We start from the raw sequence: 15,512 nt of genomic DNA, 5'->3' as shown, positions 1-15,512 counted from the left end.
GAACAAGTTACCAAAAATATGTTCTGCCGTTGAAACCCTTAGATTGTTTACAACGGAAATTAATGCCATACATCGATAAACTTACTTAAAATAGGCCGAGTAAGAGTCTATATGACCGATCTTTCAATTAGGAATACAATCAAAATTGCATAAAAAAGCCGATACAATCGCTTCATTAATGAAACGGTTAATATCGGCACTTTATCCTAACCTAAAATACTTCTTATGGCTGCAACTTCATTTTGGCCTTCAAGTATTTTTTATATTGCCCTTTATGCAGTAAAGCGGCCATATCTTCATTTTCCTGACCGTTCAATTGCTTTAACATGACCGTTTTATCCGCTGGGGATAAGTTCATCTTTCCGATTTTGGATTTCTTCAATAAATATCCGGCAATGGTTTGTTCAAAATCGGCCATTTGTCCGGCTTCAAGTCCCAATTCCGCTGTATACTTTTTAGTCAATTCCTTTGCCTTGGCCTTAATAAGGCCTTCCCCATCTTGAGGTAGATTGTTGGCACTTCCCAATTGGGTCATCAATAAAGCGGTAAATAAAAAAATAACATGTTTCATTTTGCTGATTTTTATGGTATGTGTTTAATAATCCGTCATTTTATAGTGATGAAAAGGTATAAAAAAAACGGGTTATGATAGTGGCGATTCCACCATTTTTTATTCCAAGTACAATATTCACGCCAAAAATTGATAACTGCAAAGGTATTATTATCCAATTTGAAAAATACTACTTAACTTCGTCTCTTGTAAAAATTGAAATATTATGCTAGTTTGGGGATTGTTCATTGCCTTGGTTATCGTGTTTCTGGCACTTGACCTTGGTGTTTTCCATAAAACGGAACATGTTATAAAAAGTAAGGAAGCTGGTTTGTGGACAGCTGTTTGGGTTACCGTTGCTCTTGGCTTTAGTGGAGTGATCTACTGGTTGTTTTCCTCGGGAATGGTTGAAAACCCTACTGGTTTAACACCGAACAATGCGGTTCTTAAATACATTACCGGATACCTTATAGAATTATCATTGAGTATCGATAACGTTTTTGTCATTGCCGTAATCTTCCAGGCTTTTAAAATTCCGGCCCTCTATCAACATCGGGTCTTGTTCTGGGGTATTCTTGGGGCCATAGTCTTTCGCGGACTTATGATTCTGTTCGGGGTTGCATTGATCACTAAATTCGATTGGATCATCTACGTTTTCGGGGTCTTTCTACTTTATACGGCGTTTAAGATGTTGAAATCCGATGATTCACATTTTGATCCTAAAAATTCTTGGATATTCAGACAGATAAAAAAAATCTACCCGATAACTTCTACCATCAACAACCATGATTTCTTTGTGAAACGTATGGGAATCAATGCGGCCACTCCCCTATTCGTGGCCTTGATCATTATTGAGTTGACCGATGTTTTGTTTGCCTTGGATAGTATCCCGGCCATTCTAGCGATTACGGCAGACCCCTTTATCGTATTCAGTTCAAATATCTTGGCCATTTTAGGATTACGATCTATGTACTTCCTTATTTCCCGTATGTTGGAAAAATTCAGGTACATCAATTACAGTCTTGTTGTAATCCTGGCTTTTGTGGGACTTAAGATGTTGTTCTCACACCATATAGAATTGCCCGAATGGGTTTCTTTGACCGTTATCTCGGTATCATTGGTTGCCGGTATCATTGCATCATTGGCCATACCAGAGGAAAAGAAATAAAAAATCCCGACACTTTTGTGTCGGGATTTTTTTATTTAAGTCCTTTACGTATTTACCCTTTGGTATTCTGTTGGGCCTCTTCCTTAAGTTCCTCACTGGCAACAATGGCCAATTCTACCCTACGGTTTTTAGATTTACCCTCTGCCGTGGCATTATCTGCCTTTGGTTGGTTTTCACCATACCATTTTGTGCTAAACCGTGTTGCACTTATTCCTTGCGCAATTAAGTAATTGGTAACCGATTCTGCACGTTGTTGCGAAAGTTTCATATTGTAATCCTCAGGTCCTGCACTATCTGTATGGCCTTCTACCAAAATGTTACTTTTAGGATACTCTTTGAAAATTCCGGCCAATTTATCCAATGTCGCAGCGGATGTTCCTTTTACATTCGATTTATTCGTATCGAAATAAACCCCTGCATCCTCGGTAAAAGTTACATTGATTCCCTCTCCTACCCGAGTCACTTCCGCGCCTGGTATTTCTTCCTCGATTCGTTCGGCTTGGCGATCCATACGATCTCCGATATAACCTCCGGCAACACCACCGACTACAGCCCCGATAATGGCACCTAAAGCGGTATTGTTCCCTTTTCCTATATTATTACCTAGGACGCCACCTATTACAGCTCCTCCACTGGCGCCGATTACGGCCCCTTTTTGCTTATTGTTCGCATTTCGGGTAACACTGCAGCCCGATGTGATCAAAGCCATACACAATAATACATAAACGCTTTTTCTTGCAATATTTTTCATCTGTAAACTATTTTGATTTAATTAATGACTACCTCTTTAGGTTCTTTAAATACCTGAAAATGGTTAGTCCATTATATTTGTTTTATTTTTTGGTGAATTTATATACGATGGTAACTTGTTCACCATCTACCTGATTGTTCGATTTCAAGGTCATATCGGTAGCGGTCAAATAATCTATATTCAACCGATATCCCAAACCACCATCAATATCCTTATTCTTTTCATCAATGAATTTAAACTGTAATTGACTGGTATAATTCTCTTCCCGATCTACTACCGACCATCGAATATACCGATCGCCACCATTACACAGACTCGACGGGGCAATCGTATACCGACCGGTACTATTATTGTCCCTAAAAAACCAATTACTGCCTTCAAAACAGATATCCTTGGCATCATTAAAAAGAATCGAGGAAAAATTACCGGTGTTGTTCTCATAGGATACGTCTTCCAATATCCAAGTACCGCTTAATAGATTTCGTTTTTCACGTGCTACTTTTGAAACGGAACAGGATGATATAAGCAATGCTACCACCCCAAAGAATACTATTGATTTTTTCATGTTTATATTTTTGGGTTACAGCATATATATACGTTCCCAAAAAGGTCTTGGATGTAATTTTTGATTGAATTTTTAACGCAATCGATAAAATGCAATGCCCGTATTTTAATATGCAAGCAGCTCTAACAGGACACTTTCGAACCTACCTTTGGACAAGTAATTGTCTTCCAATGTTTTGGCAAATGGTATCGGGGTTTCTAAACTTGCTACACGTTTAACGGGTGCATCAAGGTGTTCAAAACAATTTTCCATCACCATGGCTGAAATATCGCTCGCAATTCCACCAAAGAGACTATCCTCTTGAAGAATAATGAGTTTTCCCGTCTTTTTCACGGACTCATACACCGCGTTTATATCCAAAGGTTGTAATGAACGTAGATCAATGACATCCGCTTTGATATCTTTATTGTTTTGCAAGGTTTCCAAGACCCAATGTACTCCCGCTCCATAACTCGCAATACTAATATCGTCTCCTTCTTGCAATAAACTGGCTTTGCCAAGCGGAAGGGTATAATAATCGGTTGGTACATTTTGATATATACTACGGTATAATCCCTTATGTTCAAAAAACAATACCGGATTTGGATCATTGATTGCTGTGGCCAACAACCCTTTCGCATCATAAGGAAAAGCAGGGTACACTACCTTTAAGCCCGGGGTATTGGTAAACCAAGCTTCATTCGTCTGTGAATGGAAAGGGCCAGCTGCCACACCTCCGCCACAAGGCATACGAATGACCACGTCGGCATTCTCACCCCAACGGTAATGCGATTTGGCCAAATAATTGACAATGGGATTGAAACCCGAGCTCACAAAATCGGCAAATTGCATCTCCATAACGGCTTTCATACCATGGATTGAAAGTCCCATAGCCGCAGAGACAATGGCCGACTCGCAAATCGGCGTGTTTCTGACCCGTTCCTTCCCGAAGGCCTCGACAAACCCTTCGGTTATTTTGAAAACACCACCATATTCCGCGATGTCCTGCCCCATGATAACCAGATTGTCATGGCGTTCCATAGATTGCCTTAGGCTTTCCGATATAGCATCGACCAATCGTATGTTCTTTATAACAGGACTTGGTTCAAATGATTTGTAATCAACATTTTTATATACGTCATTTAATTCCTTACTTTGATCAAAAACGACCTCATCTTCCGCAAAAGCCATTTTCAAATTTTCGTCTATTTCAGCAATAATCCTTTTTTTATACACTACATCCTGCTCTTCGCTAAGTATGTTTTCATCCCGCAAATATTCTGAATAATTTTCAAGGGGATCTTTAGCCGCCCAGCGATCCATCAATTCCTGCGGAACATATTTGGTACCACTGGCCTCTTCATGGCCACGCATGCGAAAGGTTTTGAACTCTACCAAAACGGGACGTGGATGCTCCCGAATACTTTTACACAATGCATCGATCTTCGTATACACCTCAAGTATATTGTTCCCATCCACAATATGCGACTCCATTCCGTATCCCTTGCCTTTATCGGCCAAATGTTCACACTTGAATTGCTCGGAAGTCGGTGTTGAGAGTCCATACCCATTGTTTTCTATGCAAAACAACACGGGTAACCCCCAAACCGCTGCAACGTTCAGTGCTTCATGAAAATCCCCTTCACTGGTAGCTCCTTCCCCTGTAAACACAGCGGTTACCTGCTTTTTATCCTGTAAACGACCGGCTAAGGCAATCCCATCGGCAACCCCCAATTGTGGACCCAAATGCGATATCATACCAACGATCTTATATTCTTGGGTGCCAAAGTGAAAACTGCGGTCTCGCCCATTGGTAAACCCATTGGCCTTTCCCTGCCATTGTGAAAAAAGTCGGTTCAATGGCAAGTTCCGGGTCGTAAACACCCCAAGGTTACGGTGCATGGGTAAAATATATTCCTCATTGTCCATCGCAGCTGTGACGCCAACTGAGATCGCTTCTTGTCCTATACCGCTGAACCACTTTGATATTTTGCCCTGACGTAATAAAATCAACATTTTCTCCTCGATTATACGAGGTTTCAACATCGAAACATATAGCTTCAGTTTCAATGCATCACTTAGATCATATTTAGCGTAATCCATAGATTTAAAAACAAGAGGTTGATGATTATCCGTATAAATGTAACAAAAAAGAAAGGAGGACCATCATAACGGACAACCCTTTCAATTCAACATTAATTTGTAATTTTGATTTCAGCAAAAAACTCAACTATGAACGCAATACCCAGTGTGGATTTACAGGATTTTGTTTCCGATGACCCTCAGAGAAAGCAGAAATTCATCACGGAAATCGGCAATGCCTTTGAGCAAATCGGCTTTGTAGCCTTAAGTGGACACTTTCTTTCCGATGCCTTGGTCGATGACCTATATAAAGAGGTAAAGAACTTCTTTGACCTACCCCAAGAAACAAAGGATAAGTATGAGATTGAAGGTATTGGCGGGCAACGTGGCTATACTTCCTTCGGAAAGGAACATGCCAAAGGCCGAAAAGAAGGTGACTTAAAGGAATTTTGGCATTTTGGCCAATATGTGGTCGATAACCCAAAATTGGAAGCCGAATATCCGGATAATATTATGGTGACCGAACTGGAGAAATTCAATACCGTAGGAAAAGAGACGTTTAAGATGCTCGAGAAAACGGCTAAATACGTTTTAAGGGCTTTGGCCTTACATTTAGATTTGGATGAATATTACTTTGACGAATTTATATTGAACGGCAACTCCATTTTAAGGCCTATCCACTATCCACCTATTACAACAGAACCTAAAAATGCCGTCAGGGCAGCTGCCCATGGGGATATTAACCTCATCACCTTATTAATGGGCGCCCATGGCCGTGGATTACAGGTAAAGAACCATGAAGGGGAATGGATCGATGCCATTGCAAAGCCCGATCAATTGATGATCAATGTGGGCGATATGCTATCCCGGCACACAAACAACAAATTAAAATCAACCATACACCAAGTTGTCAACCCTCCGAAAGAACTATGGGGTACCTCCAGATATTCCATTCCCTTCTTTATGCATCCTATCAGTGAAATGCCTTTGAACTGTTTGGAAAACTGTGTAGATGACGAAAACCCCAAACAATTCGAGGATATTACCGCTGGGGAATTCCTCCATCAAAGATTGATAGAATTGGGATTGATAAAAGAATAGTATATGGATTTAAGCGATCAACTCAAGAATCTTTTTCCTGATCATAAACCATCGGAAATTGAACCCGAAAAGCCAAAATCGGATATTTGGATGCAAGAAGATCCAATCATTTGCAAGTATGAAAAGCGAAAGGGAAAACCTATTACCATTCTGGAAGGCTACTCCGGTGCGGACAGTGATTTCAAGAAATTGACCAAGGAGCTTAAAACGAAATTAAGCGTGGGCGGTTCGTACAAGGATGAACGAATAATAATCCAAGGTGATTATCGCGACAAGATTATGCAAATGCTTAAAAACAAAGGGTTTAATGTGAAGCGCGTGGGAGGATAACCCCCGTAACACCCAAAGTTAATTTTGGGGGGTTGCGTACTTTACTGTTAATTTTTTTTGTAATTTTCAATTTAATATTACTTTTATTCGCCAAAACCTAAAACGAAACCTAAAGATGAGTTCCCTATTACATATAACTAATGGTGATAGCCTGACCGATAGGTTAAGGTCCATAGACCTGAAAGGAGATATAATAACGTGGCGCGAAATGCTATGTGAAGGTAAGACCTTGACCAATGTTGGAAGCGAAACTTTCTGGAAAACCCGATTCGAATTCCTGAATAAAAACTACAAGGTTTCCAAATCCTGGTTCATTGAAAAGACTTTAAAAGAATACCGTTCCCTTTGTAACCATAAACAACAAGATGAAATCGTACTTTGGTTCGAATACGACCTGTTCTGCCAAATAAACATGCTGGCGGTCATCAGTTGGTTGAAAACCCATCGCAAATACGCTAAAATTTCATTGGTTAGTTGTGGCAAAGAGGACAATACCGATAAAATGTACAATTTCGGGGAACTGAAAGATGATTACCTAGTGCATCTTTATGAACAGCGGACCGAATTAAAACAAGACGATATCGAATATGCCGATTATGTATGGCAATTATATTGTAGCGACAACCCAATACGTTTAGAAAACCTTACGGATTTTGACAACTATAGGTTCGACTATCTTTCCGGGGCCATAACGGCTCATTTGAAAAGATTCCCGACCATTAGGAACGGCCTCAACGATCTTGAAAACCATATTTTGCAACTATCGGTCGACCAAAAGCCAAAATCAAAGAAAGAATTGGTTACCACCGTACTGTCCGACCAAGGATTATACGGTTTCGGGGACACCCAGATCGATAGGATCATAACTACCTTAAAACCCTTGTACCACACCTTCAACCCCGTTCGTTTAACTAAAAAAGGAAAGGAAATATTAGAAGCGCAAACAAGTTATTATGCCTGTATACAAGATAACGATGCGTATTTGGGAGGTGCACTGAAATACAACTACCTTTACAACACTGAATCTAACAGAATTCTAAAATTATAACATGTTAGAAGCTTCCGAGCTCATCCTGAATGCTGATAACAGCATTTACCACCTCAATTTATTGCCAGAAGATATAGCGGATACCATTATAGTCGTGGGCGATCAGAATCGTGTTGCCCAGGTTTCCAAACATTTTGATATCATTGAGCTCAAAAAAGAAAAAAGGGAATTCGTTACCCATACCGGAAAGCTGAACGGTAAACGATTGACCGTTTTATCTACGGGAATAGGAACGGACAATATAGATATCGTATTGAATGAATTGGATGCCCTTGCCAATATAGATTTTAAGACCCGTAAGATCAAAAAACAGTTCAAACAACTGAAAATCATACGTGTAGGAACATCTGGCGCCGTTCAAAAAGACATTCCGGTCGATTCCTATGTTTTAAGTGATTACGCCTTGGGATTTGATGGGGTTTTACATTTTTATGAGCATGAAGGACTGTGTGACGACGAATTTTCAAAGGCATTTGTAAAACACACCAACTGGTCAGATAAAAAACCATGGCCCTACCTCGTCCAATGTGATACGGCGTTACGTAAAACCTTAGCTTCCAATCGTATACGATATGGCGTAACCGGAACAAATTCAGGATTTTACGGGCCACAAGGTCGTAAACTTCGTTTAAACTTGCAAGACGACACCTTAAATGATAAAATGACCTCTTTCCAATACAAGGATTTGAAGATAACAAATCTGGAAATGGAATCTTCGGCCATATACGGACTAAGTAAACTCCTAGGACACCAAGCCGTTTCCCTAAATTGCATTATTGCCAATAGGGTGTTGGGCGAATTTTCCGAGAATCCACGAAAAACCATTAACGGTTTGATCAAGTACACTTTGGACAAGTTGACAAAATAACCATTGGTTATTTACCTAAAAGCTACAACTGAAGTTCCAAAAAGATAATATCTTTGAAAAGAAAGGATATCTTTCGTTATAATAATTGCACTTCATAGCCATCTAAAATGAAAAAAGTAAAGATCGTCGGCGTTCCCGAACATTTCAATATGCCTTGGCACTTGGCCATCGAAGAAGGGGCCTTTGAAGAACGGGGAATTGACCTGGAATGGACGGATATTCCTGAGGGAACCGGTAAAATGTGCCAAATGCTTCAAAATGAAGATACCGATTTGGCCATTATCTTAACAGAAGGACTTGTTAAAAGCATTACCGAGGGGAATCCCTCAAAAATAGTTCAGGAATATATTGCCTCGCCCCTACGCTGGGGCATACATGTGGGTGCTAAGAGCTCCTATACATCCATTGACGATTTGGTAGGCAGTAAGGCTGCGATAAGTAGATTTGGTAGCGGAAGCCACCTCATGGCCTATGTCAATGCACAAAACGAAGGTTGGGATACCGAAAAACTTCAATTTGAGGTCATCAACAACCTCAATGGTGCCATTGAAGCCTTAACAGAAGGTACGGCCGATTATTTTATGTGGGAACACTTCACCACCAAACCCTTGGTAGATAAGCAAATATTCAGGAGATTGGGCGATTGCCCCACCCCTTGGCCCTGTTTCGTCATTGCCGCTACGGATAGGTTCATTGAAGAAAACACTTCCACCTTAAAACACATTCTGGAAATCATAAACATCTACACGGCAGATTTTAAACGCATTCCCAGTATTGACCGCACTTTGGCCAACCGATATGAACAACAGCTGGAAGATATTCAGGAATGGTTATCACTGACCCGCTGGAGCCAATCTCAAATCAGCGAAGAAACCATAAAAGGCGTACAAGAAACATTGCTTCAACTACAATTGATCCAGGAACAAAAACCTTTTCACGACATTACATTTACCAAAAGCTAGCTCATTATTTAGCCACGGGCATCTTTAAATACCAGTGTTGCAACCTACATTAATGGCCATATTGAAATCTCAAATAATTGAATTTAATATATTTTACAATCAATTGATTTTGTGATAGTTAATGTGATTGAATAAAGTTTTAATTTAAGATTTAAATCAAAAATTTTAAACTATTTTTAATAATTAAGGACTTGACAGGCCACTGATGGGTTATTAATTTTGTGGTAGAATTGTAACTGTTTGTTTATTCATTTAATTTCTTTCTATCATGAAGAACAAAGACATTTCACCACTTAGGTTTTTATCCGTATTGTTTTTTCTATTACTTGCCCCCTCCCTATTTTCACAGACTTATTATGCCTTACAAATAGACCGCAATATTCGCTTCAAGGCAGCTGACATTACCGCAAAATACCAACCGAGATTGGTTATGGGGCCAGAACAGGCATTGGAATTCCAATCAACTGTAGCACGTTTTCTGGTCAAGAAAAAAGCGGTTGAGGAAGATGATACCCTTTCCCCAATGGCCAAATATGAATTATTAAAACAATTATCCAGTAGGGAAACCTCGGAAATGGCGGATGTATTGGAAGCATATCGTTGGCAGGAATACATGCGTATCAAAAATGAGATTCAACCCATTCCTAAACCTGAAAAAGCAATTGAATTAAAGGATGCCATTGTCATTCATTGACCGCAATCATTTCAATTTGGATAGCAAGGCGTTCACCAGTCAATCGGAGATTTACCCATTTGCCGTAATAGCGTATTCGTGGCACTGAAATGTTTGTTGCCGAACCAATATCCGCGGTTTGCACTTAGAGGGGAAGGATGCCCCGAGGTAAGGATGTGATGCTTGTCTACATCGATCAATTTTGATTTCTTCTTGGCATAGCCTCCCCAAAGCAGAAAAACAATATCTTCCCTTTCTTTGGATATTGCCTTGATCACGTTATCCGTAAAGGTTTCCCAGCCTTTTCTTTGATGGCTACCCGCTTCATGGGCCCTGACGGTCAAGGTTGCATTCAAGAGCAACACTCCTTGATCCGCCCAACGTTCCAGATTACCACTTTTAGGATAAGGTTTCCCTAAATCGGCCTCTATTTCCTTAAAGATATTAATTAATGAAGGTGGGTGCTGAATACCATCGGTTACGGAAAAACAGAGTCCGTTGGCTTGGTTGGGTCCATGATAAGGATCTTGCCCGATAATAACCACCTTGGTCTTTTCGAACGGACTATGGTCAAAGGCCGCAAAAATCTGTTTACCCGGTGGGTAGCAGGTATAATGCAGATATTCTTCTTTGACAAACTTGACCAACCCTTTAAAATAAGGCTCTTCAAATTCGTGCTCTAAAGGTTTTTTCCAACTTTCCTCTATGCTTACGGTCATAAAAATCGGTTTCTGTCCATACCGTACCAGATACGGATAATGGTTTTAAACAATTCCAAAATTAGACAAAATTGTAGGAAACCTGTGCAGCAATGACCAATCCAATAGAAAGAAAGAACCCATTACCAACTCATTGATTGTCTGCCAATCTCAAACTCACACAAGTATTTAAGAAAAAATATACCACCCAGTATTTAAATAGAATAATAAAGCTGTTGCTCCCTGAAACCCTAATTACATGACAAAAACAACAGCTACAATGAATCTCGGAATAGGCTACCTTATTTCGAAACTTGTTGATCCAAACGTCTTTTTTGGTTTGCTCTATACTTTAATGTCTTCAAATACCGTAAAGCATCGTTTATTTCGTAATCAGTATAGGATTTTGAGGCCCATTGTATAGCAGATTCCAAATCCCCGTTGATCTCATTGCTTATGGCCATATTGTAACAGGCACGTCCTGCGACTTTCTGGTCTCTATTCTGGGTTTCCAATTGCCAAAGTTCAGCAGCACCATCCCAATCACCGGCTTGGGCCCTTCGCTGGGCGATTTTAAAGTTATCGGTCCCGCGCACAAAATAGTCCCTATTCACCCGATGTTTATAAGGCAAAATACGCTCGGCATATTCCATTCCCATATATTTACTCCTATCCAAAACCGCTTCTTTTCTTCCCATAATCGCCTCATAGGCTTTCATGGGGTTTATGCCTTTTCCTACAGAGACCACTGGATTGTTATAAACCAACTCATCGGCTATACGACGGCTATAAGGATCATAGATCCGCCATCCGTTCTTCACCAAGGTATTCAAAGTTAGTTCATGTGCAGGTACCATGGCTTTGATACCCAATTCATTGGGCAACTCCATCGTACTGGCCTTATAAGTTACCTTAGTGTCGGTATCGTAGAATGCCAGGGAATAAATGGCATCAACCTTAAACTCCTCACATAACGATTCTATTTCTTGCCAGTCCAAAGTAGACGGGAACACCCCTAAACCTTTCTGCAAACCTGTTTTCCCTTCAATAATCACGACTTGGTCAAAATTCGGGTTTTGCTGTAGTTTCTCCTTTAGGGCGAGAATTGCGGCTTTGGAACCTTCTTCATCCAAATGCAGTCCCTCCACAGATAACAATTTATCTACTTGATCGGCAGTTTTATGCTCTTCCGCAGGCAAACTACGGTTGATAATACCGATTCGGGTCACGTCTTTCGATAAGTTTACGGGTGCCGGTTCAATAGCGCTCATGGTCAAATTGTTCGTTGCACTACAACCAACAAAAAGAAAGGCTATAAAGGTAAAGGCGATTAAGGGGTTACGATTGGTCATTGGGTTTAATTTTGAATACAACGTAAAAATGATGGCGTGTCGTATAATAAATGGCGCTTTTTCCTTTCAGGATCAATCAATAAAGTCTTGAACATATATGGTTTCGACGTCTGGTTTACAAAAGTTCGCAATATCATCCCTAAATCATACCTTTGCAATCGATTTATAAAGGCAAATGGGTAAGATTCATTCAAAAACACTTCAAGATTTAGAATTCGATACGGTATTGAAACAGCTATCGGTACGTTGTACTACCGAGTTGGGGAAGCAAAGGGCTATGGACATCACCCCTTTACCGGATGCCGAAACCATTCATCGTGAGCTTGGACAGACCTCAGAATACCTTTCTTCCCTGATCAGTGACAACCGAATTCCAAATCACGGATTCGATAGTATTGACGGCGACCTCAAATTGCTAAAAATAGAGAACACCACCCTTGAAATAAGCGGTTTTCGGCGTATCGGCAACATTTGCAAGACCGTTGCCGACCACAAAAAATTCTTTAAGAAGTTCAAGGAGTATTTTCCTTTGTTGTCACAGGCTTCCGAAGATATAGCCTTGAATATTGAAATACCGGCCCATATTGATGCAGTAATTGACCGTTTTGGAGAAATCAAGGACAATGCCTCCGATAAATTATTCAGCATACGCCAAGAAATAAACGAGGTAAAAGGGAAGATCAACCAAAGTTTCAGTGCCGCCCTGAATACGTATAAATCTTCCGATTATCTAGATGATATTCGCGAGTCTGTCGTTGAAAACCGTCGTGTTTTGGCAGTAAAGGCCATGTACCGCAAAAAAGTGAAGGGAACGGTTATGGGGTCTTCCAAAACAGGAAGTATAGTTTATATAGAACCTGAGGCTTCCTTACGCTATAGCAGGCAACTCAACAATCTTGAATTCGATGAGCGGGAGGAAGTTCAGCGAATACTCAACGAACTTACGGACCGTATTAGACCGTTTTCACCATTTTTAGCCGATTACCAGGATTATCTGGCACATATGGATATTACGGCGGGAAAGGCCAAGTACGCCTCGGAAATAAATGCCCTATTGCCAAAAATCAGTGAAGACCGTAAGATGTTCTTAAGGGATGCTTATCACCCATTACTGTATTTAAGCAATAAATTGAAGCGTGCAAAAACGTATCCGCAGACCATAGAATTGCAGCCGGACAACCGCATAATCGTTATTTCAGGTCCCAATGCCGGGGGAAAGAGTATCACCTTAAAAACCATTGGTTTATTACAGGTAATGCTACAAAGCGGTTTTTTGGTACCGGTACATGAACGCTCTTCCATGTGTCTGTTCAATAAGGTGTTGACTGACATCGGTGACAACCAATCCATCGAAAACCATTTGAGTACCTACAGCTACCGATTAAAGAACATGAACAACTTCTTACGTAAATGCAATAGCAAGACCTTGTTCCTAATCGATGAATTCGGTACCGGTAGTGACCCTGAGCTTGGCGGGGCTTTGGCCGAAGCCTTTTTAGAAGTGTTCTATGAACGTGGAGCCTATGGAGTCATAACCACCCACTATGCCAACTTGAAGGCCTTGGCCAATGAACTGCCCCATTGCACCAATGCGAACATGCTCTTTAATTCCAAAACCTTGGAACCTACATTTCAATTGGTATTGGGACAGGCCGGTAGTTCGTTTACTTTTGAGGTGGCACAAAAGAACGGCATCCCCTACTCCCTCATCAACAAGGCAAAGAAGAAGATAGAGCGCGGAAAAGTCCGTTTTGACGCTACCATAGCCAAACTACAGAAAGAACGCAGCAAAATGGCTGAAACAGGCTCAAAACTGCAGGAAGAAGAGTTGAAAGCAAGGGAAGAAGCCCAAAAATTGGAAACCCTGAACACCAAGATCAAGACCAAGCTGGAAAATTATCAGGAATTGTACGACCACAACCAGCGGATGATTTACTTGGGAAATAAAGTCAATACGGCCGCAGAGCGATATTTCCAGGATAAGAAAAAGCGGGTGTTGGTTTCCGAATTGTTGCGGATCGTAGAGACAGAGAACAGTAAGCGTAAAAAGAAACCTCCCAAGGAAGTCAAGGCCGCACGGGTCAAAAAAGCCCAAGTCGCCCAAGAGGTGGAACAGAAAGTTAAGGTAATCCGTGAAAAAAAGAAAGTAGCCAAGAAAAAAGCGGTCATTGATGAAAAGAACAAACCACGCCCGGTTTTCAAGATCGGGGACCGGGTCCGGATGATAGACGGAAAAGCCGTAGGTAGTATCGATAACTTGGAAAAGAACAAGGCTATTGTCAACTATGGACTGTTTACCACCAATGTAAGTGTTGACCAGTTGGAATTGGTAGAGGCGAAAAAGTAGCCCTTCTATAATAAATACGCTTAAACAACCTTCGCATTGAAGATTGGTGTTTAAAAGTCAATAAAAAGTACAGATGAAAACATTACCCTTATTCACCATACTCCTATTTTTCGCGATGCACCTTACCGGTTGTAGCCCTTCAAACAATGAAACGCCGAAAGTACCTGTAGAATCTGTGGAGGAAGAGACTACTGAAGAAGAAACTACCGAAGAAGAAACTACCGAAGAAGAGATCCCTGAGGAAGAGACCCCTATGGAAGAGCCTTCCGAAACGGAAAATATCGTTTGGAAGAATTGGTATTTATCCGTCCCCTTAAACAATGGAAGCGGAAAAGCAACTTCTATTTTCTACGAGGATATTGTAAATAACAACTTAACTGCCGCCGTATCAGAATATTTTTATCAAAATGAAGATGGTTCCTATACCATGTTCACCAAGTTTACGGGCTATACCACTTCCGGTCAGGCCGGTCTCGATGACGGAAAATATTGCAGGACCGAGTTGCGTGAATTCTGGCAAGGAAACCAAACGACCGATGACAACTGGTTTATGGATGAAGGCACCCATATCTTGGAGACCACCCTAAAGGTTGATTATGTTGAAGGGAACGGGCGGACCATCGTGGCACAAATTCACGGGAAGGAAACCGAAGGATTGGAAGGATCCCCGGCCACCGTTAAGATTCGATGGAATAGTGGGACCATACAACTGGACCATTATGTAAAACCCGATACAGGCGAACCATGGACCAGTGCATTCGACACCAAAGTGGATGTGGCCCAAGTAGACAATGAGATCTTTACCTTTAAACTGAAAGTGGAGGGTGGAAAATGTTACTATGCCTTGGTTTGCGAAGCCAAGGATATTAATATCGACTATACGTTGATGTACGATTATGTGGGTAACGGCTATGCCCACCAAAATTACTTCAAGACCGGGAATTATTTTGGCTGGAACGACGATTATGAGAAAACCGCCCAAGTGGTGCTTTTCAAAGTTGTCACCGACCATTTTTAAGATACCTACCAAATTTGATT

Annotated in this window: 15 protein-coding genes; 9 read left to right on the top strand and 6 right to left on the bottom strand. The window is 40.9% G+C overall.

All coding sequences use genetic code 11. The features are described 5' to 3' along the window. Window positions 1-223: 223 nt before the first annotated feature. Entirely contained in the window at window positions 224-571 is a 348-nt protein-coding gene (locus tag R3X28_RS07580) for a hypothetical protein (RefSeq protein ID WP_154369171.1), read from the bottom strand. A gap of 205 nt (window positions 572-776) precedes the next feature. Between R3X28_RS07580 and R3X28_RS07575 the strand changes: the two genes are divergently transcribed. Further along, window positions 777-1,718: a TerC family protein gene (locus R3X28_RS07575; RefSeq protein WP_154369178.1), complete on the top strand. Its 942-nt coding sequence runs from the start codon at window positions 777-779 to the stop codon at window positions 1,716-1,718. 52 nt (window positions 1,719-1,770) lie between these two features. On the opposite strand, the gene R3X28_RS07570 is transcribed toward R3X28_RS07575, so the two are convergent. The 3 genes from R3X28_RS07570 to R3X28_RS07560 all read right to left on the bottom strand — a co-directional run bounded on the left by R3X28_RS07570 (window position 1,771) and on the right by R3X28_RS07560 (window position 5,116). Further along, complete coding sequence (locus tag R3X28_RS07570; RefSeq protein ID WP_317663740.1) at window positions 1,771-2,469, bottom strand: OmpA family protein; 699 nt, start codon at window positions 2,467-2,469, stop codon at window positions 1,771-1,773. A gap of 82 nt (window positions 2,470-2,551) precedes the next feature. Then, window positions 2,552-3,034 (bottom strand): lipocalin family protein, encoded by a 483-nt coding sequence (locus R3X28_RS07565; protein ID WP_317663738.1) that lies wholly within the window; start codon window positions 3,032-3,034, stop codon window positions 2,552-2,554. Between the two features lie 105 nt (window positions 3,035-3,139). After that, window positions 3,140-5,116 carry a dehydrogenase E1 component subunit alpha/beta gene (locus R3X28_RS07560; RefSeq protein WP_317663736.1) on the bottom strand — a complete coding sequence of 659 codons (1,977 nt, stop codon included), beginning with the start codon at window positions 5,114-5,116 and terminating at the stop codon, window positions 3,140-3,142. A 129-nt stretch (window positions 5,117-5,245) separates the two neighbouring features. Between R3X28_RS07560 and R3X28_RS07555 the strand changes: the two genes are divergently transcribed. The 6 genes from R3X28_RS07555 to R3X28_RS07530 all read left to right on the top strand — a co-directional run bounded on the left by R3X28_RS07555 (window position 5,246) and on the right by R3X28_RS07530 (window position 10,098). Then, window positions 5,246-6,196, top strand: a complete 951-nt coding sequence (locus R3X28_RS07555; protein WP_317663734.1) for an isopenicillin N synthase family dioxygenase — start codon at window positions 5,246-5,248, stop codon at window positions 6,194-6,196. Window positions 6,197-6,199: 3 nt separating this feature from the next. Further along, window positions 6,200-6,526 carry a translation initiation factor gene (locus tag R3X28_RS07550; protein WP_154369188.1) on the top strand — a complete coding sequence of 109 codons (327 nt, stop codon included), beginning with the start codon at window positions 6,200-6,202 and terminating at the stop codon, window positions 6,524-6,526. Between the two features lie 115 nt (window positions 6,527-6,641). Continuing rightward, a complete protein-coding gene (locus R3X28_RS07545) occupies window positions 6,642-7,574 on the top strand; it encodes a DUF1835 domain-containing protein (protein WP_154369190.1) in 933 nt (310 codons plus the stop codon). 1 nt (window position 7,575) lies between these two features. Further along, window positions 7,576-8,442 (top strand): nucleoside phosphorylase, encoded by an 867-nt coding sequence (locus R3X28_RS07540; RefSeq protein ID WP_317663731.1) that lies wholly within the window; start codon window positions 7,576-7,578, stop codon window positions 8,440-8,442. A gap of 107 nt (window positions 8,443-8,549) precedes the next feature. Further along, the gene (locus tag R3X28_RS07535; RefSeq protein WP_317663730.1) at window positions 8,550-9,404 is read left to right on the top strand and encodes a substrate-binding domain-containing protein; all 855 of its coding nucleotides are present in this window, start codon (window positions 8,550-8,552) and stop codon (window positions 9,402-9,404) included. Between the two features lie 268 nt (window positions 9,405-9,672). Then, complete coding sequence (locus tag R3X28_RS07530; protein WP_317663728.1) at window positions 9,673-10,098, top strand: hypothetical protein; 426 nt, start codon at window positions 9,673-9,675, stop codon at window positions 10,096-10,098. Between the two features lie 32 nt (window positions 10,099-10,130). On the opposite strand, the gene R3X28_RS07525 is transcribed toward R3X28_RS07530, so the two are convergent. Both R3X28_RS07525 and R3X28_RS07520 read right to left on the bottom strand, forming a co-directional pair. Then, window positions 10,131-10,796 (bottom strand): uracil-DNA glycosylase, encoded by a 666-nt coding sequence (locus R3X28_RS07525; RefSeq protein ID WP_317663727.1) that lies wholly within the window; start codon window positions 10,794-10,796, stop codon window positions 10,131-10,133. Between the two features lie 281 nt (window positions 10,797-11,077). Continuing rightward, window positions 11,078-12,127: a DUF6340 family protein gene (locus tag R3X28_RS07520; protein ID WP_317663726.1), complete on the bottom strand. Its 1,050-nt coding sequence runs from the start codon at window positions 12,125-12,127 to the stop codon at window positions 11,078-11,080. Between the two features lie 175 nt (window positions 12,128-12,302). Here R3X28_RS07520 and R3X28_RS07515 point away from each other — a divergent pair, with 175 nt between their 5' ends. Then, window positions 12,303-14,474, top strand: coding sequence for an endonuclease MutS2 (locus R3X28_RS07515; protein WP_317663725.1), 2,172 nt, complete (start codon window positions 12,303-12,305; stop codon window positions 14,472-14,474). Window positions 14,475-14,547: 73 nt separating this feature from the next. Further along, a complete protein-coding gene (locus tag R3X28_RS07510) occupies window positions 14,548-15,492 on the top strand; it encodes a polysaccharide lyase family 7 protein (RefSeq protein WP_317663723.1) in 945 nt (314 codons plus the stop codon). Window positions 15,493-15,512: the final 20 nt, after the last annotated feature.

The sequence above is a fragment of the Maribacter sp. TH_r10 genome, assembly GCF_033101095.1.
Lineage (GTDB): Bacteria > Bacteroidota > Bacteroidia > Flavobacteriales > Flavobacteriaceae > Maribacter_A > Maribacter_A luteus.
The sequence above is the reverse complement of the archived record's forward strand: the minus strand, read 5'-3'. Positions and strand labels throughout refer to the sequence as shown.

Excerpts from the sequence above, each read along its gene's own strand:
- R3X28_RS07550 (WP_154369188.1), top strand. The coding sequence starts at position 6,200 with ATGGATTTAAGCGATCAACTCAAGAATCTTTTTCCTGATCATAAACCA.
- R3X28_RS07565 (WP_317663738.1), bottom strand. The coding sequence starts at position 3,034 with ATGAAAAAATCAATAGTATTCTTTGGGGTGGTAGCATTGCTTATATCA.
- R3X28_RS07540 (WP_317663731.1), top strand. The coding sequence starts at position 7,576 with ATGTTAGAAGCTTCCGAGCTCATCCTGAATGCTGATAACAGCATTTAC.
- R3X28_RS07580 (WP_154369171.1), bottom strand. The coding sequence starts at position 571 with ATGAAACATGTTATTTTTTTATTTACCGCTTTATTGATGACCCAATTG.
- R3X28_RS07575 (WP_154369178.1), top strand. The coding sequence starts at position 777 with ATGCTAGTTTGGGGATTGTTCATTGCCTTGGTTATCGTGTTTCTGGCA.
- R3X28_RS07555 (WP_317663734.1), top strand. The coding sequence starts at position 5,246 with ATGAACGCAATACCCAGTGTGGATTTACAGGATTTTGTTTCCGATGAC.
- R3X28_RS07560 (WP_317663736.1), bottom strand. The coding sequence starts at position 5,116 with ATGGATTACGCTAAATATGATCTAAGTGATGCATTGAAACTGAAGCTA.
- R3X28_RS07530 (WP_317663728.1), top strand. The coding sequence starts at position 9,673 with ATGAAGAACAAAGACATTTCACCACTTAGGTTTTTATCCGTATTGTTT.
- R3X28_RS07525 (WP_317663727.1), bottom strand. The coding sequence starts at position 10,796 with ATGACCGTAAGCATAGAGGAAAGTTGGAAAAAACCTTTAGAGCACGAA.
- R3X28_RS07545 (WP_154369190.1), top strand. The coding sequence starts at position 6,642 with ATGAGTTCCCTATTACATATAACTAATGGTGATAGCCTGACCGATAGG.
- R3X28_RS07520 (WP_317663726.1), bottom strand. The coding sequence starts at position 12,127 with ATGACCAATCGTAACCCCTTAATCGCCTTTACCTTTATAGCCTTTCTT.
- R3X28_RS07535 (WP_317663730.1), top strand. The coding sequence starts at position 8,550 with ATGAAAAAAGTAAAGATCGTCGGCGTTCCCGAACATTTCAATATGCCT.
- R3X28_RS07515 (WP_317663725.1), top strand. The coding sequence starts at position 12,303 with ATGGGTAAGATTCATTCAAAAACACTTCAAGATTTAGAATTCGATACG.
- R3X28_RS07510 (WP_317663723.1), top strand. The coding sequence starts at position 14,548 with ATGAAAACATTACCCTTATTCACCATACTCCTATTTTTCGCGATGCAC.
- R3X28_RS07570 (WP_317663740.1), bottom strand. The coding sequence starts at position 2,469 with ATGAAAAATATTGCAAGAAAAAGCGTTTATGTATTATTGTGTATGGCT.